General features: G+C 56.8%; 26 protein-coding genes. 12 read left to right on the top strand and 14 right to left on the bottom strand.

The annotated features are described in order from the left end of the window. Positions 1-2 precede the first annotated feature (2 nt). The 5 genes from nuoD to HDF12_RS08910 all read right to left on the bottom strand — a co-directional run bounded on the left by nuoD (position 3) and on the right by HDF12_RS08910 (position 4,745). Complete coding sequence (gene nuoD / locus HDF12_RS08890) at positions 3-1,271, bottom strand: NADH dehydrogenase (quinone) subunit D (protein ID WP_179582185.1); 1,269 nt, start codon at positions 1,269-1,271, stop codon at positions 3-5. Then, a complete protein-coding gene (locus tag HDF12_RS08895; protein WP_179582187.1) occupies positions 1,271-1,762 on the bottom strand; it encodes an NADH-quinone oxidoreductase subunit C in 492 nt (163 codons plus the stop codon). Before HDF12_RS08895 ends, nuoD begins: the two co-directional genes overlap by 1 nt. Continuing rightward, entirely contained in the window at positions 1,762-2,169 is a 408-nt protein-coding gene (locus tag HDF12_RS08900; protein WP_179583558.1) for an NADH-quinone oxidoreductase subunit A, read from the bottom strand. Before HDF12_RS08900 ends, HDF12_RS08895 begins: the two co-directional genes overlap by 1 nt. A gap of 63 nt (positions 2,170-2,232) precedes the next feature. Then, the gene (locus tag HDF12_RS08905) at positions 2,233-3,192 is read right to left on the bottom strand and encodes a prepilin peptidase (protein ID WP_179582189.1); all 960 of its coding nucleotides are present in this window, start codon (positions 3,190-3,192) and stop codon (positions 2,233-2,235) included. Positions 3,193-3,287: 95 nt separating this feature from the next. Beyond that, positions 3,288-4,745, bottom strand: coding sequence for a carbohydrate porin (locus tag HDF12_RS08910; protein WP_257025434.1), 1,458 nt, complete (start codon positions 4,743-4,745; stop codon positions 3,288-3,290). A gap of 150 nt (positions 4,746-4,895) precedes the next feature. Here HDF12_RS08910 and HDF12_RS08915 point away from each other — a divergent pair, with 150 nt between their 5' ends. Continuing rightward, entirely contained in the window at positions 4,896-5,171 is a 276-nt protein-coding gene (locus HDF12_RS08915; RefSeq protein WP_179582191.1) for a metal/formaldehyde-sensitive transcriptional repressor, read from the top strand. Positions 5,172-5,239: 68 nt separating this feature from the next. Here HDF12_RS08915 and HDF12_RS08920 read toward each other — a convergent pair whose 3' ends face one another. Beyond that, positions 5,240-5,461 carry a DUF3185 domain-containing protein gene (locus HDF12_RS08920; protein ID WP_179582193.1) on the bottom strand — a complete coding sequence of 74 codons (222 nt, stop codon included), beginning with the start codon at positions 5,459-5,461 and terminating at the stop codon, positions 5,240-5,242. A 386-nt stretch (positions 5,462-5,847) separates the two neighbouring features. On the opposite strand from HDF12_RS08920, the gene HDF12_RS08925 reads away from it, so the two are divergent. The 3 genes from HDF12_RS08925 to HDF12_RS08935 all read left to right on the top strand — a co-directional run bounded on the left by HDF12_RS08925 (position 5,848) and on the right by HDF12_RS08935 (position 7,911). Further along, positions 5,848-6,618, top strand: a complete 771-nt coding sequence (locus tag HDF12_RS08925) for a thiazole synthase (protein ID WP_179582195.1) — start codon at positions 5,848-5,850, stop codon at positions 6,616-6,618. 70 nt (positions 6,619-6,688) lie between these two features. Further along, on the top strand, positions 6,689-7,198 hold the full coding sequence (gene ruvC, locus HDF12_RS08930; RefSeq protein ID WP_179582197.1) for a crossover junction endodeoxyribonuclease RuvC: 510 nt from the start codon (positions 6,689-6,691) through the stop codon (positions 7,196-7,198). After that, a complete protein-coding gene (locus HDF12_RS08935; protein WP_179582199.1) occupies positions 7,195-7,911 on the top strand; it encodes a hypothetical protein in 717 nt (238 codons plus the stop codon). The genes ruvC and HDF12_RS08935 overlap by 4 nt, the downstream gene beginning before the upstream one ends. A gap of 38 nt (positions 7,912-7,949) precedes the next feature. On the opposite strand, the gene rsmA is transcribed toward HDF12_RS08935, so the two are convergent. Further along, positions 7,950-8,765, bottom strand: coding sequence for a 16S rRNA (adenine(1518)-N(6)/adenine(1519)-N(6))-dimethyltransferase RsmA (gene rsmA, locus HDF12_RS08940; protein ID WP_179582201.1), 816 nt, complete (start codon positions 8,763-8,765; stop codon positions 7,950-7,952). 72 nt (positions 8,766-8,837) lie between these two features. On the opposite strand from rsmA, the gene glgA reads away from it, so the two are divergent. Continuing rightward, positions 8,838-10,286 carry a glycogen synthase GlgA gene (glgA, locus tag HDF12_RS08945; protein ID WP_179582203.1) on the top strand — a complete coding sequence of 483 codons (1,449 nt, stop codon included), beginning with the start codon at positions 8,838-8,840 and terminating at the stop codon, positions 10,284-10,286. Here glgA and HDF12_RS08950 read toward each other — a convergent pair. Further along, positions 10,283-11,638 carry an APC family permease gene (locus HDF12_RS08950; protein WP_179582205.1) on the bottom strand — a complete coding sequence of 452 codons (1,356 nt, stop codon included), beginning with the start codon at positions 11,636-11,638 and terminating at the stop codon, positions 10,283-10,285. The genes glgA and HDF12_RS08950 overlap by 4 nt on opposite strands. 125 nt (positions 11,639-11,763) lie before the next feature. Here HDF12_RS08950 and ypfJ point away from each other — a divergent pair, with 125 nt between their 5' ends. Then, entirely contained in the window at positions 11,764-12,681 is a 918-nt protein-coding gene (gene ypfJ / locus HDF12_RS08955; protein WP_179582207.1) for a KPN_02809 family neutral zinc metallopeptidase, read from the top strand. 2 nt (positions 12,682-12,683) lie between these two features. Here ypfJ and uvrC read toward each other — a convergent pair whose 3' ends face one another. Next, the gene (uvrC, locus tag HDF12_RS08960) at positions 12,684-14,678 is read right to left on the bottom strand and encodes an excinuclease ABC subunit UvrC (RefSeq protein WP_179582209.1); all 1,995 of its coding nucleotides are present in this window, start codon (positions 14,676-14,678) and stop codon (positions 12,684-12,686) included. Between the two features lie 266 nt (positions 14,679-14,944). On the opposite strand from uvrC, the gene HDF12_RS08965 reads away from it, so the two are divergent. Further along, positions 14,945-15,706: an OmpA family protein gene (locus HDF12_RS08965; protein WP_246373498.1), complete on the top strand. Its 762-nt coding sequence runs from the start codon at positions 14,945-14,947 to the stop codon at positions 15,704-15,706. A 122-nt stretch (positions 15,707-15,828) separates the two neighbouring features. Here HDF12_RS08965 and HDF12_RS08970 read toward each other — a convergent pair whose 3' ends face one another. Continuing rightward, positions 15,829-16,068, bottom strand: coding sequence for a DUF3311 domain-containing protein (locus tag HDF12_RS08970; protein ID WP_306458001.1), 240 nt, complete (start codon positions 16,066-16,068; stop codon positions 15,829-15,831). A gap of 138 nt (positions 16,069-16,206) precedes the next feature. Here HDF12_RS08970 and mazG point away from each other — a divergent pair, with 138 nt between their 5' ends. From mazG to menC, 3 genes are all read left to right on the top strand, one after another. Beyond that, complete coding sequence (gene mazG / locus HDF12_RS08975; protein ID WP_257025437.1) at positions 16,207-16,983, top strand: nucleoside triphosphate pyrophosphohydrolase; 777 nt, start codon at positions 16,207-16,209, stop codon at positions 16,981-16,983. Beyond that, complete coding sequence (locus HDF12_RS08980; protein ID WP_306458002.1) at positions 16,938-17,747, top strand: GNAT family N-acetyltransferase; 810 nt, start codon at positions 16,938-16,940, stop codon at positions 17,745-17,747. The genes mazG and HDF12_RS08980 overlap by 46 nt, the downstream gene beginning before the upstream one ends. A 90-nt stretch (positions 17,748-17,837) precedes the next feature. After that, a complete protein-coding gene (menC, locus tag HDF12_RS08985) occupies positions 17,838-18,968 on the top strand; it encodes an o-succinylbenzoate synthase (RefSeq protein WP_179582215.1) in 1,131 nt (376 codons plus the stop codon). Between the two features lie 6 nt (positions 18,969-18,974). On the opposite strand, the gene HDF12_RS08990 is transcribed toward menC, so the two are convergent. Continuing rightward, a complete protein-coding gene (locus HDF12_RS08990; protein WP_179582217.1) occupies positions 18,975-19,745 on the bottom strand; it encodes a hypothetical protein in 771 nt (256 codons plus the stop codon). A gap of 351 nt (positions 19,746-20,096) precedes the next feature. Here HDF12_RS08990 and HDF12_RS08995 point away from each other — a divergent pair, with 351 nt between their 5' ends. Beyond that, positions 20,097-20,519: a bactofilin family protein gene (locus HDF12_RS08995; RefSeq protein ID WP_179582219.1), complete on the top strand. Its 423-nt coding sequence runs from the start codon at positions 20,097-20,099 to the stop codon at positions 20,517-20,519. Between the two features lie 23 nt (positions 20,520-20,542). Continuing rightward, a complete protein-coding gene (locus HDF12_RS09000) occupies positions 20,543-21,181 on the top strand; it encodes a class I SAM-dependent methyltransferase (protein WP_246373497.1) in 639 nt (212 codons plus the stop codon). A 103-nt stretch (positions 21,182-21,284) separates the two neighbouring features. Here HDF12_RS09000 and HDF12_RS09005 read toward each other — a convergent pair whose 3' ends face one another. The 3 genes from HDF12_RS09005 to HDF12_RS22295 form a co-directional block, all read right to left on the bottom strand. Then, entirely contained in the window at positions 21,285-21,545 is a 261-nt protein-coding gene (locus HDF12_RS09005) for a hypothetical protein (RefSeq protein WP_179582221.1), read from the bottom strand. Positions 21,546-21,673: 128 nt separating this feature from the next. After that, the gene (locus tag HDF12_RS09010; protein WP_179582223.1) at positions 21,674-24,073 is read right to left on the bottom strand and encodes an APC family permease; all 2,400 of its coding nucleotides are present in this window, start codon (positions 24,071-24,073) and stop codon (positions 21,674-21,676) included. 143 nt (positions 24,074-24,216) lie between these two features. Further along, on the bottom strand, positions 24,217-24,348 hold the full coding sequence (locus HDF12_RS22295) for a hypothetical protein (RefSeq protein WP_257025438.1): 132 nt from the start codon (positions 24,346-24,348) through the stop codon (positions 24,217-24,219). Between the last annotated feature and the right edge of the window lie 72 nt (positions 24,349-24,420).

Below are 24,420 nucleotides of genomic sequence, written 5' to 3' on the forward strand. Positions count from 1 at the left end.
GGTTAGCGGTCGATCTCGCCCAGAACGATATCGATCGATCCGATGACGGCGACGACATCGGCGAGGAGACGGCCTTTGCACATGGTTTCGAGTGCCTGCAGTGTTGCGAAACCCGGGTTGCGCATGTGAACACGGTAGGGCTTTGCGGTGCCGTCGGAGACGACGTAGTAGTTCATCATGCCGTGCGGTGCTTCAACGGAGCTGGTCGCCTCACCGGCTGGAACACCAAAGCCTTCGGTCACAATCTTGAAGTGATGGATGAGGGACTCCATCTGGGTCTTCATCTGCTCGCGATTCGGGAGGATAATCTTCGGTGCATCCGCGACGATGTGGCCTTCGGGAAGGCCATCGAGAGCCTGTAGGCAGATCTTGACCGACTCGCGGAACTCCTGCATGCGAACGATGTAGCGCGCCCATACATCGCCGACATCCGAGACCGGCACATTGAACTGAAACTTCTCGTAGCCGGAGTAGGGCATGTCGCGGCGGACGTCAAAATCGACTCCAGAGGCGCGTAGCGGAGGCCCGGTGACGCCCAGCGCAATCGCATCTTCTGCTGAAAGATAACCAACGCCTTTCAGGCGGTTCATCCAGATGGGGTTGGTCTGCAGCAGGCCTTCGTACTCCTCAACGTGTGCAGGGAAGTTTTTGAGGAAGGTGCGGATCTTGTCGTAGATATCCCGCGGCGGTTCGAGGCTCAGGCCGCCGACGCGGACGTAGCTGGTCATCATGCGCTGGCCGGCGACTGCTTCAAAGATACGCAGCAGGTCTTCACGCTCGCGGAAGCAGTAGAGGAAGACGGTCAGCGCGCCGATGTCCATGGCGTGGGTGCCGAGCCAGACCAGGTGCGATTGGATGCGGGTGAGCTCGTTGAAGAGGACACGGAGATACTGCGCGCGCTCGGGAATCTCAAGGCCCAGCAACTTCTCTACCGCAAGGCAGTAGGCGAGGTTGTTGGTCATGGGACAGAGATAGTCGATGCGGTCGGTCATGGGAACGACCTGCTGGTAGAACTTGGCCTCGCAGGTCTTCTCGATACCGGTGTGAAGATAGCCGATATCCGGAGCCAGCCCTACGATGGTTTCACCGTCGACCTCGATGACCAGCCGAAGCACGCCGTGGGTCGAGGGATGCTGCGGACCCATGTTGATGATCATGGTCTGGTCGCCGGACGGAGGGTTCTGTCGATTTCGTGCTGAGTTGGCGATTAAATCATCTATGCCCGGATTGATAGCCGCCACTCCGGTAAGTTCTTCAACAGGGGGAGTCATTAGCGGTAGCCCTCCACGGGGTAGTCCTTGCGTAATGGATGCCCGTTCCAGTCTTCCGGCATCATGATTCGGCGAAGGTTGGGATGGCCGCCGAAGTGGACGCCGAAGAGGTCGAAGACTTCGCGTTCGTAGAAGTTGGCGGAGGGCCAGACCGAAGTAATGCTGTCGAGCGCGGCATCGTCTCCGTCGAGACGAACCGCGAGGCGCAGACGCTCCTTCAACTTGAGCGAGAGGATGTGATAGGTGATCTGGAAGCGTGGCTCAGACGGGTACCAATCCACTGCAGTGACATCTTCAAGGAAGTTGTATCCGGCCTGCTGAGCGGCTTTGGCTGCTGTGATGATGTTCTCTCGAGCCACCGTGATGGTCAGCTCAGCGCGGTCATATTTGGCATCTGTCGCGAGGTCGGCCAAGGCCTTGACCGCGGCGTTTTCAGGATGCGCCTCGAAGACGGCCTGTTTGCCTTTAATCGCAGAGGCTGGATCGTACATTAGAGGTCCCCTTTATCGTTCGCCCAGTTCAGGATGCCCTTTTTCCACACATAAAAGAGGCCGACGGCGACGAAGCCGAGATAGACGAGCATCTCGTAGAATCCGAACATGCGCGAGCCGGTGATGGCTGGGAGACGGCGGAAGATCACGGCCCAGGGAAGCATGAAGACGGCTTCGACATCGAACAGGATAAAGAGCATCGCGACCATGTAGAAACGCACGGTAAAGCGGCCTCGAGCGTCGCCCACCGGGTCCATGCCGCACTCGTACGCTCCAGCCTTGGTGCGTGAGTTTTTGTGCTTTCCGATGAGAAACGAGGCACCGACCATGCCCACAGCAAGCCCGAGCGCGACCAAAATCTGAAGCACGAGTGGAAGGTAGTTCCAAATGTAGGGGTAACTGTGCATGGCCATCTTCGACTCTAAGATTGCGGCTGGCAAGTGTCAAGCGATTGTCGGGCCGGTGTGCGGCTATCGAAGCAACGCTATGTACATATTGATCAGGTAATTACCGAAGAGCGCGCTTACCAGTCCGCCGATTGAAAGAAAGCTGCCGAAGGCAAGTCTGGAGGTCGCTCCTGCCTTGCCACGCGCGAGAAGTGCCGCACCATAGACCGCAGCGGCCAGGGTTCCGAGAAAGAGAGAGAGGATCGCCGGCCAGAAACCAAGAAAGGCCGCGATCATGGCAAGCAGCTTCACGTCACCGAGGCCCATGCCGTCGCGGTGGCGAACTGCCTTGTAGAGCCAGCGGATGAGGAGCAGAAGAAGTGCTGCTCCACAGACCGCCGCGATGCGTCCGAAGATCAGGCTCTCCGGACCGGTAAAGAAGAGATTGCCGCGATCGACCACACCGCCGGGACTGGTGAGCTGGATGTGGTGCTTGGTCAGGACAACTTCATCTTCGTTCGGGCCGAGGAAAAGGGCTTGGGTGCAGACGAGGAAGAGAGCAATGGCAATGCCGCCGAGCGTGAAGGAGTCAGGCAGGATCATCGTCTGCCAGTCCATCACCATGAGGCCGATGAGGAGAAAGCCGACGATTGCTAGACCTATGCCGGTCAGTATATGAACTGCCCACCATTCCGAGGAAAGCTGAACGTATTGGCCGATAGACGAAGAGGACGTCACTTCAAGTGTGACAACTGCGAACCATAAACCGGTGGCAAGTTCTACAAGAAAATAGCGCCAAGAGATAGGTTGACCGCAGTCGCGGCAGCGGCCACGAAGAATAACCCAGCTCAGCAGCGGAATATTGTCGTACCAGCGAATCGGCACTCCACACTGCAGGCACCGTGAGCGCGGATGGACGACCGACTCATGCTGCGGAAGTCGTGAGATACAGACATTGAGGAAGCTGCCAAAGAGAAGTCCAACCAAAAACGCCGCGAAGAGAACTATGCCGAGCTGGTCCACCCGATGAGTATACGGTTTCATGGCCGAGTCTACGGTACCGGCTAAATGCGGAAGTCCGTACCTAAGTCTCTTCCTTCGAATACTTTGCACCAAAAAAGTACAGGTAGGAGTAATACCTAGAAATCGACGTGCATGCGGACTGATTCGACAAGCACAGGACCTCGATCCTGGTTGTAGCCCGGATGCTCGATGAACTGCAGGTCCAACGCATAGTAGATTCCGCGCCAGGTATGGAGGTTGTAGTAGCTCTCCAGAATGTCCTCTCGGGCGTAGTTCAGTTTGCCGTCGCCCAGGAGAAAGCCGAGACCTCCGAGCTTGAGGTACGCCTGGTGATCTTTCTTAATGGCATTGGAGACGAAGACTAGACCCAGCTTGTCATTGGGACGAGACCACCTGCGGCCAGAGTAGTCGCCGCCAAACTCCACTGTCTGGTCGACCTCCGTATAAGCAAAGGACTCGTGCTGACCTTCGTTCCATCCAAGACGGCCAAACACCCTCACATCCTCCGTCAACTCCTGTTCGGCATTGAAGGTGAAGCCGTACTTTACCGCGCCGAATCTCTCAGAGTTCTGGATGACCGGCCGTGTACCTTCGCCGGCGAGGAAAGCTTTGTTGGAGTCGCGATACAAACCCATGTGAGCGTGATTGACGTAGCTCAGGACGCGGATGGTGCCTTTGCGTTCGGGCGGTAGCAGCCTTCCGAGCAGTGGCTTGCGTAGCTCGAACTCCCAGTTCTGCCCGCTGGCACGACGAAGAGCCCAATCCAGATCGATCCCATTGGCTACGGTCGGCATCAGTGCGAGCGCGTATCGTGCGGACCAAACCTTGTCATCGTATTCGCTGACGATGCCATAGGTGTAGCCGCGAGTGTCGGCAGCATAGTCCCAGGCACCGTTGTTGTCGACGGTCCAGTTCATGAACTGCAAATGGCTGTCGCTGCCGATGCTGTTGATGTCGAGAAAGTCGGGCAGGCTCATCTTGCCGACGTGGAACTCCAGACGTCGCTCCGGCACTTCGCGGGCTACGGAAAACTGTGTTTGCGAATTTTCTACGAGCTTGTTGGTGAAGCCGATCGTCTGATGGAGTTGCGCGCGGGCCATGTAGGGTGTCGAACCCAGGTTTGGATTACGGACCACATCAAGATTCGTGAAGCCGGCCAGTCCCAGGGCCTCGCTGTCGCCCCGGCCGCCTGCAGATTCGAGGTCGAAGAGAGCGTCCAGCGCGAACTTCGGATCAGTGATTACTTGCGCACCCAGATAAAGCGTGCCGAGCAGTGAGGTCTTGTATTCGCCGCGGGGCAGCAGGCTGTTGACGCCCTCGTAGGGCGAATGGAAGGGCCCATGCGCCTGGAAGATGATGTTTGCCTGACCGCCGATGAAAAATCGTGAATGCTCCCAGTGCGGAAACATGGTCGGGGAATCAGTTTGAACAGCGGCTGGAGCAGGAGCATCGATCTGTGATGGCTGCGTCGTCTCTGTTGCGAACTGCGTCTGCGCAGCCGAAAAAAAAGAGGCTGATAGCCACATCGCGCATGTGCCAGCAAGCAGGCGACTCCGGTTGAGGTTTCGTGTCATTGAACTGTTATCTTCAGCCCTGAAAGTGAACAGAGTGCAAATTGGCCGACGGATTGAGCCTTTCGAAGGTCGGGCGACTCTGATTACAAGATTGCATCTACTTCGCCCGTCACGGTAGTATACCCCGGTAGGGTACATGGGGTGAAGCAAATGTCACACACAAAGTCGGCTCAGATCAAATTGCTCAACAGGGTCAAGAAGATTCGAGGCCAGATAGATCGTGTGGATCGCACCCTGTCGTCAGAGGATCACGAATGCGCCGAGGTGCTGATGTTACTCGCGGCGGCGCGTGGTGGAATCAACGGGCTGATGGCTGAGGTGCTTGAGGATCATATCCGGCTGCATCTGTTGCGCGACGGACATGCTCCTCTCACTCCAGAGTTAGGGGAAGATTTGATTGATCTCGTGCGCGCCTATCTCAAGTAACAGTTTGCACAGTTTCGGCTCGACTGCCTTATGAAACTCGTGACTTCATCGCCGCACTCAAAGATCGCTCAATTCGACTTTGCTCCAACTACCACCAGACCAATCCCAGCAATGAGCGAGACCGTGCTCAAGATCGGAGAGAGCGGAAGGGTGTCCTGAGTCTTACGCGAGATCTGAACCGGTCCTGCGTCGACCACCTTCTTCTCGTGTGTGAAGGAGAGTCCGCCGGTGGCGTACCCGATGATGCCAAGGACGATGAGGAGAATTCCAACAATAGTTGCTGCCTTCATGGAGTGAGGCCTTTCTTCTTCGAATGAGGATCGCGACTTAATTTCTGATGCCGATTTCGACTTGCGCAGATGCTCCATTACTGTTTACCGGCGAACTTGCATGCAACCGGACCTCGGGAGTACTCTGCTTTTACACGGGAAAGGAGGATGGTCCAGCCTATGAAAATTGACGGTACATGTAGTTCAACGCAACGTGAGGTGACTGAGGCTTAGAGCGTCCATAGCTCTAGTCCTGGCGGTCTTTGTACAAAAGTCCACGCCGAGGCCCAGTCCGAGTATGGACGCCTCAGGTCAATCTCAACAGTTCACCGCCGGACGGCTCGCTGCTCTCCTTAGAGTGCGAGCCGTTTGCGTTTACCCCGCACTCTAACGGTAGGATATTAACCATGAAACCTCTGGTGATTGCAGGACGGGCCTTTCAGTCGCGGCTTATCGTTGGCACGGGCAAATACAAAGATGGCGCTGAGACCCAGGCCGCGATCGAAGCCTCTGGAGCCGAGATGGTGACAGTCGCGGTACGCCGGGTCAACCTTGACCGGACGAGCGAGTCACTGCTGGACTTCATTGATCCAAGGCGTTATTTTCTTCTGCCCAATACGGCTGGGTGCTACACCGCCGATGAGGCGATTCGCGCGGCGCGACTGGGACGCGAGGTGGGCCTGTCGGACTGGGTCAAGATCGAGGTGATCGGCGACAAGCAGACTCTCTATCCCGATGTGCAGGCGACGCTCGAGGCGACCCGCGTATTGGTCAAAGAAGGGTTCACCGTTCTGCCGTATACGTCGGACGATATTGTCTTTGCCAAGCGGCTGATTGACGCTGGTGCGGCGGCCGTTATGCCTCTGGGTGCACCCATTGGCAGCGGGCTTGGGCTGCAAAATACGGCCAACCTGCGCATTCTACGGGAGCTGATCACCGAAGTGCCGTTGATCGTCGATGCAGGCGTTGGCACTGCCTCTGATGCTGCGGTCGCCATGGAGTTAGGCTTCGACGCCGTGCTGATGAACACCGCGATAGCTGCGGCGAAGGACCCCTTGCTGATGGCCGAGGCGATGCAGCACGCCGTGCTGGCGGGGCGGCAGGCCTTTCTGGCAGGCCGAATGCAACGCAAACTCTACGCCACGGCCAGTTCCCCGTTGGAGGGGATCTCCCGCTAGTGCACTTAGTCCCTTGGTGGACTCAACCTCGATAGTCCGAAGCTGGCGCCAGATGCAGTAAACTTCGCCCATGCGAGTCTTCGGCATCGACTGCGGAACGGAGTTCACCGGCTACGGGGTGGTGCAGGTGGATTGCGGCGCCCGCATGCCTCGTCTCGTTCACCTCGCGGCGGGTACGATCCGGCTCAACAAAAAAGAGAAGACACCGCAGCGGCTGGCTCAGGTTTACGCTGAGCTGACTTCCTTGATGACCCTGCACCAGCCGGAGATTGTCGCTATCGAGGAGGTCTTCTTCTCGGCGAATGCAAAATCTGCGTTGAAGCTTGGCCAGGTGCGAGGCGTCGCGATGCTGGCCGCGGCGACTTGCGGAATGCCAGTAGCCGAGTATGCGCCGCTCTCGATAAAAAGTTCGGTGGTGGGCTATGGGTTGGCCGCCAAAGAGCAGGTGCAGTTCATGGTGAGGCGTCTACTCAACAACGAAGACGCCTTCGACTCCGCAGATGCAGCAGACGCGCTGGCGATTGCGATCTGCCATATCCACACCGCGCAGACACTTGAACTCCAGGGCGCTCGCCGATGAAAACGACAGCGAGCGTTGTGTTTTGCACCGCTCTTCTCCTAACCTCGGCTTTTTCATCCGTGGCCCAGACACCCGAAGCACAATCTGCTGTGCCTGCAAATCAACCGGCTGAGGTTAGCTTTCAGTTCGACCACACGGGGCTTCCTGTCCCACGGTTCACACTGCGGATCCATGAGAACGGAACAGGTACCTATCAGGCGGATCAGGCGGAGACTCCAGCCACGCAGACATCGATGCGGGGTCAGGCAGCGCAGCATGTCGATCGGCCGATCAACCTGACTCCAGGCGTCGTCGCAAAGATCTTCAAGGCGGCGCGGGGGCTGAATCATTTCAATGTCGAATGTGCTTCCAAAGCGAAGAACATAGCCGACACGGGCACGAAGACGCTCACTTACAATGGCTCAGATGGGTCGGGATCGTGTGTCTACAACTACTCAGAGAACAAGATGGTTGGTACGCTTACCGATATCTTCCTTGCAATCGCTTCCACGCTGGATGAAGGCCGTAAGCTGGAATTTCTGCATCGTTACGACCGCCTCGGCCTCGATGCCGAAATGAACTCTTTCGCCGACGAAGTGAAGGAGGGACGTGCGCTCGAATTGGGAACGATCTCGTCGACGCTGGCCTCAATCGCCGACGACACTGCGGTGATCCAACGCGTTCGCTTGCGGGCGGCAAAGATGCTCGAGCAGGTTGCAGCGGATCGTCCTTGAAGCTTCTGCTGAGAAGGTGCAGCAATCACGCGTAGACCTTACTCATAAGACATCGGCGGTATAGATAAGGATCGATAGAGCTCTGCCATCGATTCCAGCGCGATTGATTCGGCGCGTGCCTGCACAGGGATACTGCGTGGCCATGCCGCGGAGAGCTGTTCAGCGGAGTGGCCAGCGGCACGGAGGTTATTCTGAAGCGTCTTACGCTTCTGCGCGAAGGAGTGCCTGAGAAAGATGTTGAATCCGTCAGGATCCACTCCAAGCTCAGCAAACCTCGGCGCGAAGTGCAACCGGAGCACGGTGGAGTAAACGTCCGGAGGAGGCGAAAAAGCGGACGGCGGCAATGTAAAGAGGTCGTCGACCTGCGCGTTCATCTGCGCCGTCGCGGAGAGCAAGCCATAGTCGCGAACCCCCGGTGCAGCCGAGACGCGTTCGGCTACCTCTCGCTGCATCATCAGAACGGCGCGGGCGAGCGTGCCGACTTTGCCAGCCGCGAAGAGCTGCAGCAGAATATCCGACGTGATGTAGTACGGAAGATTCCCAATCACGTCTGCCGTCTCCCCCGCGGGCACAAGTGCTCGCAGGTCCGTCTCTAGAACATCGCACTCGAGAATCTGTACCTGCGGGTGATCGCGAAAACGAAAGGTCAATTCGGCTGCCAGAGCACGGTCGAGTTCGAGCGCAATCAGCTTGTGACAACGTCCTGCCAGTATGTCGGTAATCGCCCCGTGCCCAGGGCCAATCTCGATGACGGTACGCTTGCTAAGATCACCAAGGGCATCAACGATGGCGTGACGGGCGGAGTCGTCAACGAGAAAATTCTGCCCCAGCTTCGGCTTACGTTTCATCAGCATCCAATGTGTGCGGTTTGTTCCTGTGCTCTTCTATAGACTAACGGTTTGGTTGGAAAGATAAAGGACTAAGGTATGCATATTGTTTTCGCAGCATCGGAGTGTTCCCCCTGGGCCAAGTTGGGCGGTATGGCAGATGTCGTGAGCGCGCTCCCACGTACACTGGCCAAACTCGGTCATCGCGTCAGTGTCTTTCTGCCCTACTACCGGCAGGTCGCGAAGGCTGTACCGAACCCTCCGGTGGTACTGCCCAGTGTCACGATTCCTTTCCCGTCCTATAACCGCTTCGTGCGTATTCTCGACGGTGGAATCAAGGGCGGAGTCCAGACTTACTTTATCGATTGCGCCGAATTATTCGATCGCGAGAACTTCTATGACACCCCCTCTGGCGATTACCCCGACAACGCAGAACGCTTCGGGCTGCTCTGCCGCGCCGTTATCGAAGCCTCAAAGATGCTCGGCATTCCTGACGTCTTCCACGTTCATGATTGGCAGGCGGCGATGCTCCCGGTCATGCTCGGCTCCATCTACTACTTCGACCCCGTCCTGCGCCACGTTCCATCGGTCTTGACCATCCACAATGCCGGACATCAGGGGGTGTTTCCTCCGCAGACCATCGAAACCCTGCTCCTCCCCTGGGATTTATTCACTGTTGAGAAACTCGCACACTATGACAAAGTCGACTTCCTGAAAGGCGGCGTCTTGTATGCAGATGCCATCACTACGGTCAGCCGTAGGTATGCCGAAGAGCTCCAGACGAGCGAGTTTGGCAACGGGCTTGACGGAGTCTTTCGGCAACGTAGCGGAGATCTCCTCGGAATAACGAACGGCATCGACACCGACGAGTGGAATCCGGCGACCGACTCACACATTGCAGCGCACTACACGGCTGAAAACCTTGCCGGCAAGAAAGAGTGCCGTCGAGATTTGCTTCATGCTTACGGGCTGGAAAATGTCAATGACGACACCGCCATCATCGGAGTCGTCTCCCGCTTCGCCACGCAAAAGGGCTTCGACTTTATCGTCGAGATCATGGATCGTTTGGTGCAGGAGGACATGGTGCTGGTGATCCTGGGCAACGGCGAAGAGTACTACGAACGCCTCCTGGGGGAGATGGCCGACCGCCATCCCGGCAAGGTGCGCGTGCAGGTTAAATTCGACAATGTAATGGCGCACAAGATCGAGGCGGGGGCCGACATCTTCCTGATGCCCTCCCGGTATGAACCCGGCGGTCTAAACCAGCTTTACAGCCTCAAGTACGGTACGATCCCGGTTGTCCGGGCCACTGGCGGTCTTGACGACACGATCGATGAGCAGCCTAACGGCGGCGGTAATGGCTTCAAATTCTGGGGCTACAGTGCGGGGGCACTCTTCGATGCGCTCAAGCGCGCTCTTGAAACCTTCCGGAATAAACAGGAATGGCATCAAATGATGCAGAGAGGTATGGCGCAGGACTTCTCCTGGGATAAGCCGGCGGCCGAATACGTGCGCGTCTATGAGCGGGTTATCGAGAATCGCAGTTAGGCTGTTCGTCTTCGTTGCAGGAGATAGTGCAGCGGAACTCCAAGCAGGATGATCCCGGTTCCAACAAGGGAGTTCCGCGGTTGATCTGCAAACGAAAAGACCAACAGGACCGCGGCCGCGAGGATGAAAAGGGCCGGCAGAACCGGGTATCCCCAGATGCTATACGGACGCGCTATGTGTGGCTCGCGACGGCGAAACACAAAGATCGTACTGGCTGTGAGCATGTAGAACAGCCACTCGCCGAAGATGGCCAGCGAAAAGAGCGCCTGAAACTTTCCAATCGCAAGTAGCAGCAGTGAACTCAGAACGGCCTGAAGGATCAACGCAGTCGACGGCGTTTGAAACCGTGAGTTGACATGCGCAAGCTGCTTGAAAAATAGGCCATCGCGGGCCGCTGCGAACGGAACGCGCGCACCGGAGAGCGAAGATCCCACAAAGGTCGCGCAGATACTGACTGCCATCCCGATCGACACCAGGGTTGCTCCCCACGGTCCGGCGACTAGTCGCATCGCATCGGCTGCAGGTCGATCCGCTGCGGCGATGGTTGCTGCGGGCAATACGTATTGGATGGCAGCGTTGGTCAGCATGTAAAGCGCACCGACGATGGCAACGCCTCCAACCAACGCGAGCGGCATGCTGCGCTGCGGCTTCTGAACCTCGCCCGCCATGGTTACGACATCGCTCCACCCGTCATAGGCCCATAGTGCGGCGACCAACGCAATCATGAACCCAGTAAAACCTCCGCGTGCTCCTGTGAAGTCTGTGCTGAAGTTGTGCCACGAGCCATGTTGGCCTGCGGCTCCAAAGCAGAAACCCGCAATCACGAGAATCAGCAGTCCCTTGAGCCACGTGAGCAGAAGCTGCACGTTGGCAGATCTTCTCGTCCCGATAATGTTGAGTATGGCGATGAGCCACGTCACCATGATGGCAAAGATCTGTCCCCAGAAAAGATGGAGGAAAGCTGGACGCGCAAAGAAGCTGAAGACTGCGAAGGTACCCAACACCCGCGCCAGGCCGGCGGCGATGGTAGCAAGCGAAGCAGGCTTGGCCACCGTAATCTGGGTCCACATGTAGAGGAAGCCGGTCAGATCCCCGTAGGCCTCGCGCAGAAAAGCATATTCGCCGCCGTACCGCGGTCTAGCGGCAGCGATCTCCGCATAGGTCATGGCGCCAAAGAGTGAGAGCAGGCCCCCCACAATCCAGACCACGTAAACCATGCGAGACGAGCCCACCGCAGCCATCATCTCCCGCGGCACCAGAAAAATGCCGCTTCCGATAATGATGCCCACGACGATGGAAGTCGCGTGGGACGCGTTTAGAACGCGAGGTAGTTCGGACTTGCTGTTTGGCATCGGTTTCCGGAGAGTAGCACACCCCATCCGCCTAAACTCGCAAAATCTGTGAGAAAGCCTGACTCAAACAAGACGGAATAAAACATCTTACTTATAAGATGGAGACGCACCTACTGGAGTGAACTATGGACTGGACACCTGGCGGCGGACTCAGCGGCGACATTGAAGACAGACGTGGTTCTTCCGGAGGCGGTGGTGGAGGCTTTGGTGGCGGTGGGATTGGGATCGTCGGCTTTTTGATCCTGCTTGTCGTCAGCCTGGTCACGGGCCGCAACTATATCGGCAGCTATCTCTCCGGCCATAGCGCGTCGCCATCCTACACGCAACAGAGTGCGCCTTCCGCAGCCAACCGCCCGCCGACAACTGAATCGCCTCAGGAGAAGAGAGCGGCGCAGCTCGTCTCCTGGACGTTGGATGATGTGCAGAACACCTGGACGAAGCTTCTCCCCACGCAAACAGGCAAAAACTACCAGCGCTCGACGCTCGTGCTCTTTCGCGGTCGTACTTACTCAGGCTGTGGCACCGCTCAGTCGCAGAGCGGACCTTTCTACTGTCCAGCGGACGAGAAGGTTTACATCGACCTTAGTTTTTGGGATGAGCTGAGACGCCTTGGGGGCAGCAACGCTGACTTTGCCCAGGCCTACGTCGTCGCTCACGAGTTAGGCCACCATGTGCAGGACCTTCTCGGGATCGAAGGGAAGGTGCGGCAGCTATCAGGTCAAAATCCTTCGGAGAGGAATCGCCTCTCTGTCGATCTTGAACTGCAGGCAGACTGTTTCGCAGGCGTGTGGGCCCACAGCACGGCGCAACGCAACATCGTTCACGACTCCGATATCACCGCTGGTCTGCAAGCCGCGGCCGCAGTTGGCGACGACCATATTCAACGCCTGGAGCGAGGCACGGTGAGCCCGGAGAGCTTCACCCACGGATCGTCGGCGCAACGCGTCGGCTGGTTCAAACGAGGATTCCAGCAGGGAACGATCGCAGCCTGCAATACCTTCAAATTCGGTGGTGCAGTACCGCCGACCGACAGCGCCGAATAACGTCACGACGCTTCGTTCAATACGGGCAACACCGCATTGCCAGACGCCTCCGCGGCAAAGTAGTTGCGAATTCGCTCAGCAGTTGCGGTATTCACTACTGCAGTGAGCGCGTCCGGACCAGCCTGCTTGATCCCACGCACGCTGCCGAAGTGTTCGATCAATCGTTGACGAGTTCTCGGCCCAACACCGGGTATCGACAACAACTCACTATCCCGGTCGCGCATCTGGCGCCGCTTGCGATGATAGGTCACGGCGAATCGATGGCTTTCGTCGCGAATCTTCTGCATCAGGTGCAGCACGGGAGACCGGCGATCCAGCACGACCGGTTCATTCTCCTGTCCGTACACGTAAATAATCTCCTCTTTTTTCGCGATTGATGCCAAGGGCTGCAACGTAACCCCGATCTCCTCGAGCGCCGAATAGGCTGCGTTCAACTGCCCTAATCCTCCATCGATCAGGATCAGGGAAGGGAACGGCTTCTTATCTTCCTGTAACCGTTTGTAGCGACGCTGAATGACCTCGCGCATGCTCGCGAAATCGTCGACGCCCGTAACCGTCTTCACCTGAAACTTCCGGTAGTCGGACTTCTTCATCGCGCCATCCTCCCACACCACCATGGAAGCCACCGTCTCGGCGCCTTGAATGTGCGAGATGTCGAAGCACTCGATCCTGCGCGGCAGTTCCTCGAGCGTGAGCGCATCCTGCAGCGCCTCTTGGATCGCCTTCATCCCAGGTTGCAACACGCGGAATCGCTGATCATACGATTGCTTCGCATTCTGACAGACAAGATCGACGAGGGAGCGTTTTTCACCACGCTGCGGTGCAAGAATCTCAATACGTTTGCCTGTCCGCTCCGTCAGAGCCTCAGCCAATAGCGCTCGGTCAGGAAACTCGACGGGCACGAGAATCGATCGCGGTACATAACTCTGATCGAGATAAATCTGTTTCAGAAGCGCAGAGAAAAATACTCCAGGACTGAAAGTGCCTCCCAGCTCCGATACCGCGGCATGCTGCACGATGGCGATACCCTCGCCGATCTCAGGTGCCGGCGCAGCAGGGTCAGGCTCCATGCGAGGCAGCGCCTCCAGTTCCTCGACCTCGGCGACAGCCTCCGTCGCAGCATCCAGCAAGGACTCCGGCAGATCCTCCCAGAAGAAGTCGCGGCGATCCACGATCTTTCCGTTGCGCATGTGAAAAAGATTCACCGCCAACATCTCGTTCTCGTAGTGATAACCGAATACGTCCGCGTCCTCATTATCGGCGCTCGCCATGCGCTGTTTGTCCTGCATCTGGTGTACGGTAACGATCTGATCTCGCAGTCGAGCAGCCATCTCAAACTGCTCTGCCTCCGCCGCCGCTTCCATCCGCTTTGTCAGCGACAGCTCGAGCTCGTTGGGCCTTCCCTCCAGAAAGAGCTGCACGTCACGAATGGTCTGGCGGTAGGCCTCGGGCGTCGTCAGCCCTTCGAGACATGGCCCCAGGCAGCGCTTGATGTAGTACTGCAGGCACGCCCGTGGATGATATCGCGACAGGTCAACCTTGCAGCTGGGAATCAAAAAGCTCCGATGAATCAGATCAACCAGTCGATAAGCCAGATTGCCCGGGAAATAAGGACCGTAGTAGGCCCCTCCATCCTTGCGCAACCTGCGCGTCACAAAGACCTTCGGGTAACGATCGTTCATCGTCAGCTTGATGTAGGGGTAGGTCTTGTCATCGCGCAGCAGAATGTTGAAGCGGGGCTTCTTCTGCTTGATGAGATTGTTTTCCAGCGCCAGCGCCTCGTGCTCGTTGGCAACCGTGATGTACTCCACGTCGACTGCTTCACGCATCAGGGTGCCCGTCTTGGCGTTAGCCTGAGACGCCTCTAGGAAATACGAGCGCACCCGTGCACGAAGGTTTTTCGCCTTACCGACGTAGATGACCTCCCCTTCGGCATTTTTGTAGAGATAGCAGCCTGGCTGAGTGGGGAGAGTGCGAATTTTCTGATGAAGATCCATGCCTGAGTGTCAGAGCCCGCATCTGAAGTGTAGACGCAGTCCATTAGGGCTGCTGTGTGCAGTTGTTTGCTCAGTAGATTTGACGCGGCAGCCGATCAAAAGTTCCCGCCCGACAACAAACACTCCACTCGGCTATTCGCTCTAACTGCTGTAAGTATTTGAGAGGAGTGTAGTTAATTGTGCCAACGCTTTGGCACTCTGATTGCATCTTACCAACTGCTGTGGATGAACTGTTGCAGCACTTACTACCAGGAGAGTGAAAGAGAATGAGCTCCAATACATATAGGGACATGAAAAGAAAATCTGCCTGCACCGCCGCTTTAGCCAGTGCTCTAGCCCTCACGTTTACGGTAGGTTGCTCCACCAAAAACTACGTCCGCTCCCAGACCACCCCCATCATCCAACAAACCAACGACCTGGACACCAAGACCGCCGCTGATCACCGCAATATTGTCGACACGGACGAGCGCGCCAAGACCGGAATCGCCGGCGCACAGTCTGCAGCGAACACAGCCGACCAGCACGCCCTTGCAGCAGGCCAATCTGCAGATGCTGCGAATCAATCCGCGAAGGAAGCGTATAACCGGGTCGACAGTCTCAGTGGCGTCGTAGCCAACCTGGACAACTACAAGCAGATCTCCGACGTGAGCGTTACCTTTGCGTTCGATAAGTACGTTCTCACCGCCGCTGATAAAAAGCAGCTCGATGACCTGGCGGCAAACCTCACCAGTACTCGCGGTTACATCCTTGAGGTGACCGGCGGGACAGACTCAGTCGGCGATGCGGCCTATAACTACCAGCTTAGCCAGCATCGTGCGGATGCCGTCGTCAACTATCTATCGTCGAAGTACAACATCCCGCCTCATAAGTTCTACTTGATTGGCATCGGGAAGGACCAGCAGGTCGCAAGTGACAGCACAGCAGCAGGTCGCGCAAAGAATCGTCGTGTCGACATCAAGCTGATGACAAACATGAACAACGACCAGCCGAGTACTGCTTCCTCCGCGAAACCAAACGGCCAGATGTAGTCAGTTCGCTAAACTCGAAGTCAATGCAACCATCCTGAAACGCGCCGATGTTCCTGTCGGCGCGTTCATCTTTAACCCCGACCCCATGGTGGAAAAGCACCAAGAGTGCCCGACTCCAGAGACTACGTTTTGAGTTTGCGATAGACGATAGCCAAAAGCACAGAGGCCAGGATGACCCACGCAAACTGATACCAATAGAAAAACGGAAAGCCCCAGAGCGCCGGTGTTGAACGCGCATAGACGATCGGGAAACACAGTCCAAGATAAGGCAGTAGGAGCAGTAGCACCCAGCGGCTCCTGCGTTGCCTCGGTTTAGAGTTCGCTTCCTGCTCTGGCACCATATGGTGCAAAGGATAATGCATTTACCTCGAGGCCGGAAACCATGTCGTCGACTAGTTCATCGGGTAAAGTTGAAATATATGTCCGAGTCTAGCCCGGAGAGTCTCCCGCAAGATGTCGCTTCACCTACCGCGGACCCAATCGCTGAGGCCGTAGCGATCATGGCACGTCTGCGCGCACCCGATGGTTGCCCCTGGGATCGCGAGCAGACCTTCGACTCCATCAAGCGACATACGCTTGAGGAGACCTACGAGGTCTTCGATGCTATCGAGCGCCACGCGTGGCCCGACCTTAAGGATGAGCTCGGCGATCTCCTCCTCCAGGTGCTCTTCTACGCTCAGATGGCCTCCGAGGCGGGCTACTTCACGATCCAGGATGTAGCTGAAAATCTGAACACGAAGTTGATTCGCCGCCATCCGCACATCTTTGCCGACGCTGAGGCGACTGATTCCAACGCCGTTCTGCGCAACTGGGAAAAGATCAAACAGACTGAAAAGAAGGGATCTGCATCCACGCAAACCTCCATGCTCGACGATATCCCTCGCTCGATGCCGGCCGTTATGGAAGCGGGCAAACTCGGCTCCCGCGCCGCAAAAGTAGGATTTGACTGGCCCAACCCGGACGGACTCTTCGACAAGCTGCACGAGGAGATCGGCGAACTCAAGGCCGAGTTGGATCCCGCCTTAGCCGCAAGCTCCATGACCGCAATCGAAGCAGAGCTGGGAGACATTCTCTTCACGGTCGTCAACCTCGCCCGACACCTCAGGGTCGACCCCGAATCTGCCCTGCGTGCTACGAATGCAAAGTTTCGCCGCCGCTTCGCCGCAATGGAGTCTGCTGCAGGCAATAGCGCTGCCCTGGCGGCTTCCACCCCCGATCAGCTCGAAATACTATGGAATCAAGCGAAGAACGTCGCCACCGAACCGACAAGGTCATGAACGCCAGCCCTCAGACAGCTATCCACATCCAATCCCTTACCAGCCTCGAACACTTTGAGCGCTGCGTCGTCCTCCAGCTCGAAGTCTGGGGCTACAGTGACGGCGATGTGATCCCCCGGCGGGTCTTCGTAGTTGCACAGCGCATCGGCGGGCAGGTGCTGGGAGCCTTCGATGGCGATAACCTTGTCGGCTTCGCCATGTCCCTGCCTGGCTACCGCGAAGGCAAATCTTACCTCCACTCCCACATGCTCGCCGTCCTCCCGCAGTATCGCAACGCGGGCATCGGCCGCCGGCTCAAGCTCGCCCAGCGCGACGAGGCCATCGCCCGCGGCTTCGATCTGATGGAGTGGACCTTCGATCCTCTCGAGATCAGGAACTCACATCTGAACATCAATCGGCTCGGCGCTATCGTTCGGCGCTACCAGCCCGACTTTTACGGGCCTTCCTCCTCCCCGTTGCAGGGTGGCCTCCCGACCGATAGGCTATACGCGGAGTGGTGGTTGCGCTCCCGTCACGTAACAGATCTGCTACAAGGCGAACCTCAGCCTCAGCAGGTACTTGAACGCATCACGGTCCCGCACACCATCTACCAATGGAAGCAGGACCCTCAGCAACGAGGCCTCGCCAGAACCCTCCAGAGCAACAACCGGACGGCCCTCGAATCGGCGTTTCAACGCGGGCTGGCCGTCGTCGGGTACGAACGGGATACACAGGGCAACGGCAGTTTCCTCCTCGGCCCCTGGAATAACACCTCGGAGATCTGACATATCAGCACCACGATCGCAGTACAATTCCACTGAGCCAGGCCCACCAGACCCGCCACGATCCAGCAATTCGGAAAGACAGGACTGCAAATGCTCAACATCGATGCGATTCACCTCCGAGAGATCAACCTGCCCTTAGCTCATCCCTTCGAGACCAGCTTCGGCATCACCACCAGCCGCCGTATCCTCCTGATCGAACTGGAATCCGAAGGCCTCACCGCGTGGGGAGAGTGCGTCGCCGGTGAACACCCCTACTTCAGCGACGAGACCATCGACACAGCCTGGATCATCACCGAGTCGGAGCTTGCCCCGCGCCTGCTCGAAGCTCATGTGGAACGCGGCGGGGACTGCCCGAACATCTTCCGGCAAGTCCGCGGCCATCGCATGGCCAAGGCTGCGCTCGAAAACGCTGTCTGGGACCTTGAAGCGCAGGTCAGGCGCGTCTCCCTGGCTGAACTCCTTGGCGGGACACGCGACGTCATCCCCTGCGGAGTCTCGATCGGCATTCAACCTTCGCCCGACCATCTGATGGACAAAATCGCCACCGAACTCGCGGCAGGCTACCAGCGCATCAAACTGAAATGCAAGCCAGGCTGGGACGTCAGTATCTTTGAAGCCGTCCGCGACCGGTGGCCCGACATTACCCTCAGCTGCGATGCCAACTCCGCCTACCGCATGAAGGACCTTGAAAATATCGTCGACTGGGACCGCTTCAATCTGCTCATGATCGAGCAGCCCCTCTGGTACGACGACTTCTACTTCCACTCCATGCTGCAGAAGCGCCTCTTAACCTCAATCTGCCTGGATGAATCCATCCGCAACCGACGCGACGCTCTCGCTGCGATCGACATGGAGTCCTGCCGCATCATCAACATCAAAGTCGGCCGTGTCGGTGGTTTCAGCGAGGCCGTCGCCGTTCACAACGCGGCAGAGGAACGCGGGATCCCCGTCTGGTGTGGCGGCATGCTGGAGACTGGTATTGGTCGATCCCACAACATCGCCCTCGCATCCCTGCCCAACTTCTCTCTTCCCGGCGACGTCTCCGCCTCCAGCCGCTATTGGGCACAGGACATCATCGAGCCACAGGTCACCGTCAGTGCCAAGGGCGAGATCGCGGTACCAACCACGATTGGCAGAGGCTTCGAAGTACAGCGCGACCGCGTCGAGTCCCTCACTGTGCGCCGACAAACACTCCACGCCAAGGCTCGTGTAACAGCGTGATTCGCCCTACCGGTCCGGCAAAGGCGTATTCAGCATCATGCGAATGGCGTCCTGGTAGCTCATCGGCCCAAGCTTTTGGAAGTCGCTGGCCGTGGACTCGGTATGCACGTTTACCGTCTTCAACATCAGCGCTCTCACGCTCAGCTTCATCGAAAAGTAAGTGAAGATCCATCTGTTCTCACCAATATTGGTCTGATCCAGCACCAGTTTGCCTCCGGGATAGATATGCGCCAGCATGCCCCAGCCGAAGTTCACCCCACGCGAGATCGTCCCCTCCATGCGAACCAGATAATGCGACTTGGCATCGATCCAGACTCTTCCCTCGAGCCCCGTCAGTGCCTCGGCTTCGGTATTTGGCGGATTGAACTTCGGGTTCGGCTTGTAGTCGATTACGATCTCCCGCGCGCCGCCGTTTTTGCCGGACTGCGGCTGCCCCGGGGTGTAGGTATAAACCGCCGCATCTGGCATCAAAGGCACTAACTTGTCCGCCATCTTCCGCTCCGCGTCGCTATTCCGAATATGCCTGAAGTAGGCTGACGGCGACGCGATCATGTCGTTCAGCCGTTGCCGCTCGCTTTTATCCTGCTCCTCAGTCAGCGGTTTTCCCTCCCTCATAATCAGACGCGCCACAGTCCCGTCTTTACTTTCAACGACGTCGCGAACAACGTCGCCCTTCTCGCTGAGTGTGTGGGTGCGATACCGCAGGTACGAGTCGTTGTGGTGAAGCGCTATTAGTTCATTCTTCGACGCGTCGACTACCCACGAACGGGGTGGCACCGTTAGCAGGGCCGCCTCATCTACATCTTTCGTCGTAGCGACACTCTGTGCGCTTGTTACCCCCCCGGCTATGGTCAACAGCAATAGGACAGATCCAACGACGGTCCGCTTCCGCGACCTCCCGTGCCCTGAAACTGCCATGAATCGGGGCTTGCTGACTGAAGCCCCCCTACATGCGTCCACGGTAGTTCTTCCCAATCCACACCTCTCGTCTCTCCATTCTATGGTTCTCTCCTATGACTCACGAGGCCCGACAAAGGATGCGCGGTTTGCCTCACGGCATCAGCTTGGGTATAGTTCGGGCAAGGTGCATGTGAAGCAGGCAGGACCTCAAGGGAGAACAAATCGATTATGAAACCAGCAGAGGGTTCCACCGTCATCGGTAAGTCGGTCGTCATCCGCGGAGAACTCTCCGGCGATGAAGACCTCTACATCGACGGAGACATTGAAGGGACCATCACTCTCAAAGAGAGCGGTTTGACCATAGGACCCAACGCTCGGGTACGGGCCGACATCAGCGTCCGCGATGTCACCGTCTTCGGTCATCTTACCGGCAACGTTCAAGCGACGGGTCGCGTCGACCTGCGCCAGTCAGCAATCGTAAACGGAGATATCCTTGCCGGCAGGCTCTGCATTGAAGAGAGCGCGATCTTGAAGGGAAGCGTCGAACTCAAAGCAAACTCTGAAGGGAAGCCGAAGTCCTCAACTCCAGTTGCGACGCACTCCGCCCCAGTCGAGTCGGGCGCTCCTCTGTTCTCTCAACCACAGGCCTAGGACCAGAAAGGGAAGCGGGCTCAATGCGCAGCCTTTTCGGCGGTAGCGATAGTACAAGTACTCAACGAAGTGGCGACACCGGTCGTATTCCGCGTCACTCCAGCGGGTGGAAAGAGCTGTTGAAGCATCTCCAGACGCAGGAATCACTGCGCATCCTCGACATCGGACCAACGTCGTCCACCAACATCAACTACATCACCAGCCTCGGCCACAGCATCTATATGGCGAGCGTTGTAGACGAAGCCTCCAAACCGGAGTGGCTTACTCCCGGCGAAGAGGGGCAGGAACCTAAGTTTGATGTGGATCGTTTTCTCGAGAGCAATCTCAATTTTTCCGGTCGCGTGTTCGACGTCGTCATCTTTTGGGACACGGCGGACTATCTGCCCGAACCCCTGATAGGGCCTGTACTATCCCGTATCCACAAGGTGCTGCAACCGGGAGGCCTTATGCTTGCTTTCTTTCACCAGACAAGCAGTCCCGAGACCTTCTTCTGTCGATATCATCTGACCGATACCGATGTAGTTGAGATGCAGCGTGCAGGAAACTATCCATTGCTTAACATCTTCAACAATCGCAAGATCGAAAACCTGCTCAGCGAGTTTAGTAATTTCCGATTTTTCCTCGCAAAAGACAGTCTTCGCGAGGTCATTATCACCCGGTAATAAGATAAGCCTGAATCTTCGCGCGGAATCGCACGCGTCTAAAGAAAATAAGGCGCCTCGACTAGAGGCGCCTTATTTCTTTAGCGGAAATTCCAGAAAAACTCTATCCCTTCGCACTCTGTTTGCGGCGGTCTGCCCAGCGCTTCTTCATCGCATCGGCGATTCGTTTACGGCCCTCAGGGCTCAATTTGCGTTTGCGAGGGGCGGTTGCTGCTGGCGTTGCGGCAGCGGCGTTCTTACTGCCTTTGGGACGGCCAGGGCCCGTTCGCTTTGCTGTTGCCGTCGTCCCCCCCAGTAGCGCGCGCGCCTGCTGAAGCTTCACGATCTGTGCATCAATCTCGGCAATAATACGGCTAACTTCCACGTGTTACCTCCAGTGGCATCACTAGGTCGAGTTACTCGAGGGTGTATCTGCTTCGACTAATTCTTCTTGCCACCTAATGACGATACAGAAGTAACTAACGTGATGCAAACAAGAAGTAACTCATCCGACTATTTCGTTTTAGCCGCAGTCACTTTAAGGTCTTCGGCTCTATGTCCTGTTTTGGGAGCGCGGATCGCATATCCCGGTCCAGCTTCATCCAACTCTTCGTGCCGCGAGCCCCCCAAACCACGACGATGATGCGACTCATCAATGCACCGTTGCAGATCTTCCAGGGTTCCTTGTTTGTCTCGCGCAAACTCAGTCGCCATGCGGGTCAGGGCATATGCGAGTATGTCGCTGTGGTGGAGGTCCTGCATATCGGGCGCGCGACGAATGTTGAGCCACAAACGGTGTACAAGCTGCACTTCGTGCGGTTCGATAGTAGGTGCATGCGGACCGATGTGGAAGCTGAGTGACTCGCCATCCGGTTTCACAACGTAAAAAGTAAATTGCCGCTTCGGCTCAGGGAGAGCCTCCCACGCCTGGCCAACATGGTAAGCCTGCTCCTCTGCAGTAAGCTTGGTCGATAGTCCGGAGACGACAGCCGCTGCATCAAGAGAGTTAGCTGTCTGCACCAACGCTGAAAAGATATCTCCAGCTGGAACTACCAGCAGCGAAATATGCTTTCCGAAGCTCTCAGCGACAGACACTGCCTTCGTAAACAGCATCTGCTCATGTTCGCTGAATAACTGCTCCGACGCGTCGACATACTCCGGTCCGCCTGCGCCCATCATTCGAGCAGCCAGCACCACCAGATCCTGATCGTCCGTATTGGTATGAGTCAAAGCCCACTTCAACGCAAACGGCGCGGCCGAGTCTCGCATCGTCACCACGACTGCGCCCGGACGAATCTCCAATGCTTCACGTCCCACATTATCCTGATGCTCCAGCTGAAAGTGTTCTCTCATCTGGAGTGTAGTTAGATCGTGACGCCTCTTGTTATCTCTCTCCGAGAGCGAAAAAATTACGAAGAAGGCTGCCGCAAAAATAACTCCACTTACCGTAGCTACCGATTTCGTAAATAAATTGACGATTGCAGTCGTAAGCAGTACCAGGAAGACAGAAAGTAGTCCGAGAGGAATTTCTGTCTTCCCGATCCGGATATTCAGCGGCACCTTCCAGCCACGTTCGCCCTTATACTTCCACCGCAGCACCAGCATCGCCAGCGCATTGAAGGTGAAGCTCCAGATCACGCCAAACGCATAAGCCTCACCCAGCATGATGACGTTGCCCCGAGTTACAACAATCGTGAACAACTGCAGCCCAGCAACCAGATTCACGATGCGATAGCTGGTTCCATATTTGCGCTGCGGCTTACGAAACCAGTCGGAGAGTACTCCATCCTCGGCCACCCGCATCAGTACGCCGGTCGAACCGACGATTGCGGTATTAACAGCGCCGCCAAGAATCAAAAACCCTACGATCACCACGAAGACACGGAAACCAATCCGAACCGCTAGCGGCCCCACCATGAACATTGCCATTCCGGCGATCAAATTGTCACGATAAACCGGCACCCGCACCGCATCTGGAATCAGCATCACAGCCAGCAACGTGCCGATGCCCGTAAAGATGAAGCTGTAGATCGCAATCACGATCGCTGCCCGTTTCAGATTCTTCAGCTTCGGATGTTCAATCTCACGATTTACCTGCGCCAGCGATTCTTCGCCGCTCATCGCCAACACCGAGTGTCCAAACGCCATCAACACTCCGAAGAGCCCCAGGGACCGCATGAATCCTGTGTGCTTCAAAAATCCCAGAGCATCTTTGCTGAAGTGGAGATTGTCCGGAGTAGGCCAGGGCGGAAGGTGCGCCCCCACATGGATCGCCGAGAAAACTCCCCAGCTAAGTAGAATCACAACCATCACGGTCGTGATCTTCATCACCTTCAGAGCCTTATCGCTTGACTCCTCGATCCCCTTGGTGTTCTGCCACCAGAAGTAGATGGTGATAAGTCCCGCAATCACAGCCGAAGTCCCATCCACCGGCAACTGTCGAGCCGAGCCGCTCGAATGCAGCACCAAACTGCTAGCCCAATGATGCGCCGCACACAGCCGCAACAACTCATTCAGCAGACCGACAATGTACTGCCCAGCTGAAACGCCCGAGATCGGTCCCGTCAAAATGTAATCGAACATCAACGCGGACACGCTTAGCTTCGCAAACGTTCCCCCCAATGCCTCCTTCACGATCCGGTAGACTCCGCCGCGCGTGAACATGCTGCAGCTCTCGACATACACTGCACGCACCGCAAAGCTGAACAGCATGACGCCAAGAATGAACCACGGCGCAGCCTTGCCCACCGCCTCTTCCGCGATGCCACCCGCATAGAACGCCGAAGACCCCAGGTCGTTCAGCACAATCGCCGCCGCTCGCCAGAAAGAAATAAAGGTGAGCATCACCGACGACGCCACGACCAGGCGGACGCGGTTCGATTGCGGCTTATTGATCGTTTGTTTAGATCCCATTATGGTTTGCTGTTTGATAACGCGAACAGCCAGCGATACTGAATAACTTCAGCATGTTCGACGGCCACTCCCCCAACCTAAGTGGAACACTGCCAACACCCACCGGCAAGAGCAGAGTGTGATCCTGCTTCCGCCGTTGACAGCTATTCTTCATCCCCCAGCAACTCCTTCAAGTCTTCTGCAAAACTCACCACGATCACAACTGCGGAACCCGCCATCCCGATAAAAAAGAGAGGGACAACAATCTTTGCAACGAGATGAATGACGAAATCCATGCGCATCCCATTGTATCTCTCAACCAGCTGGAAACTAACTGGAAATTGCTATGTCAATGTTAGACTTCAGAC

Source organism: Tunturiibacter gelidiferens (genome assembly GCF_013410115.1).
GTDB classification, from domain to species: domain Bacteria; phylum Acidobacteriota; class Terriglobia; order Terriglobales; family Acidobacteriaceae; genus Edaphobacter; species Edaphobacter gelidiferens.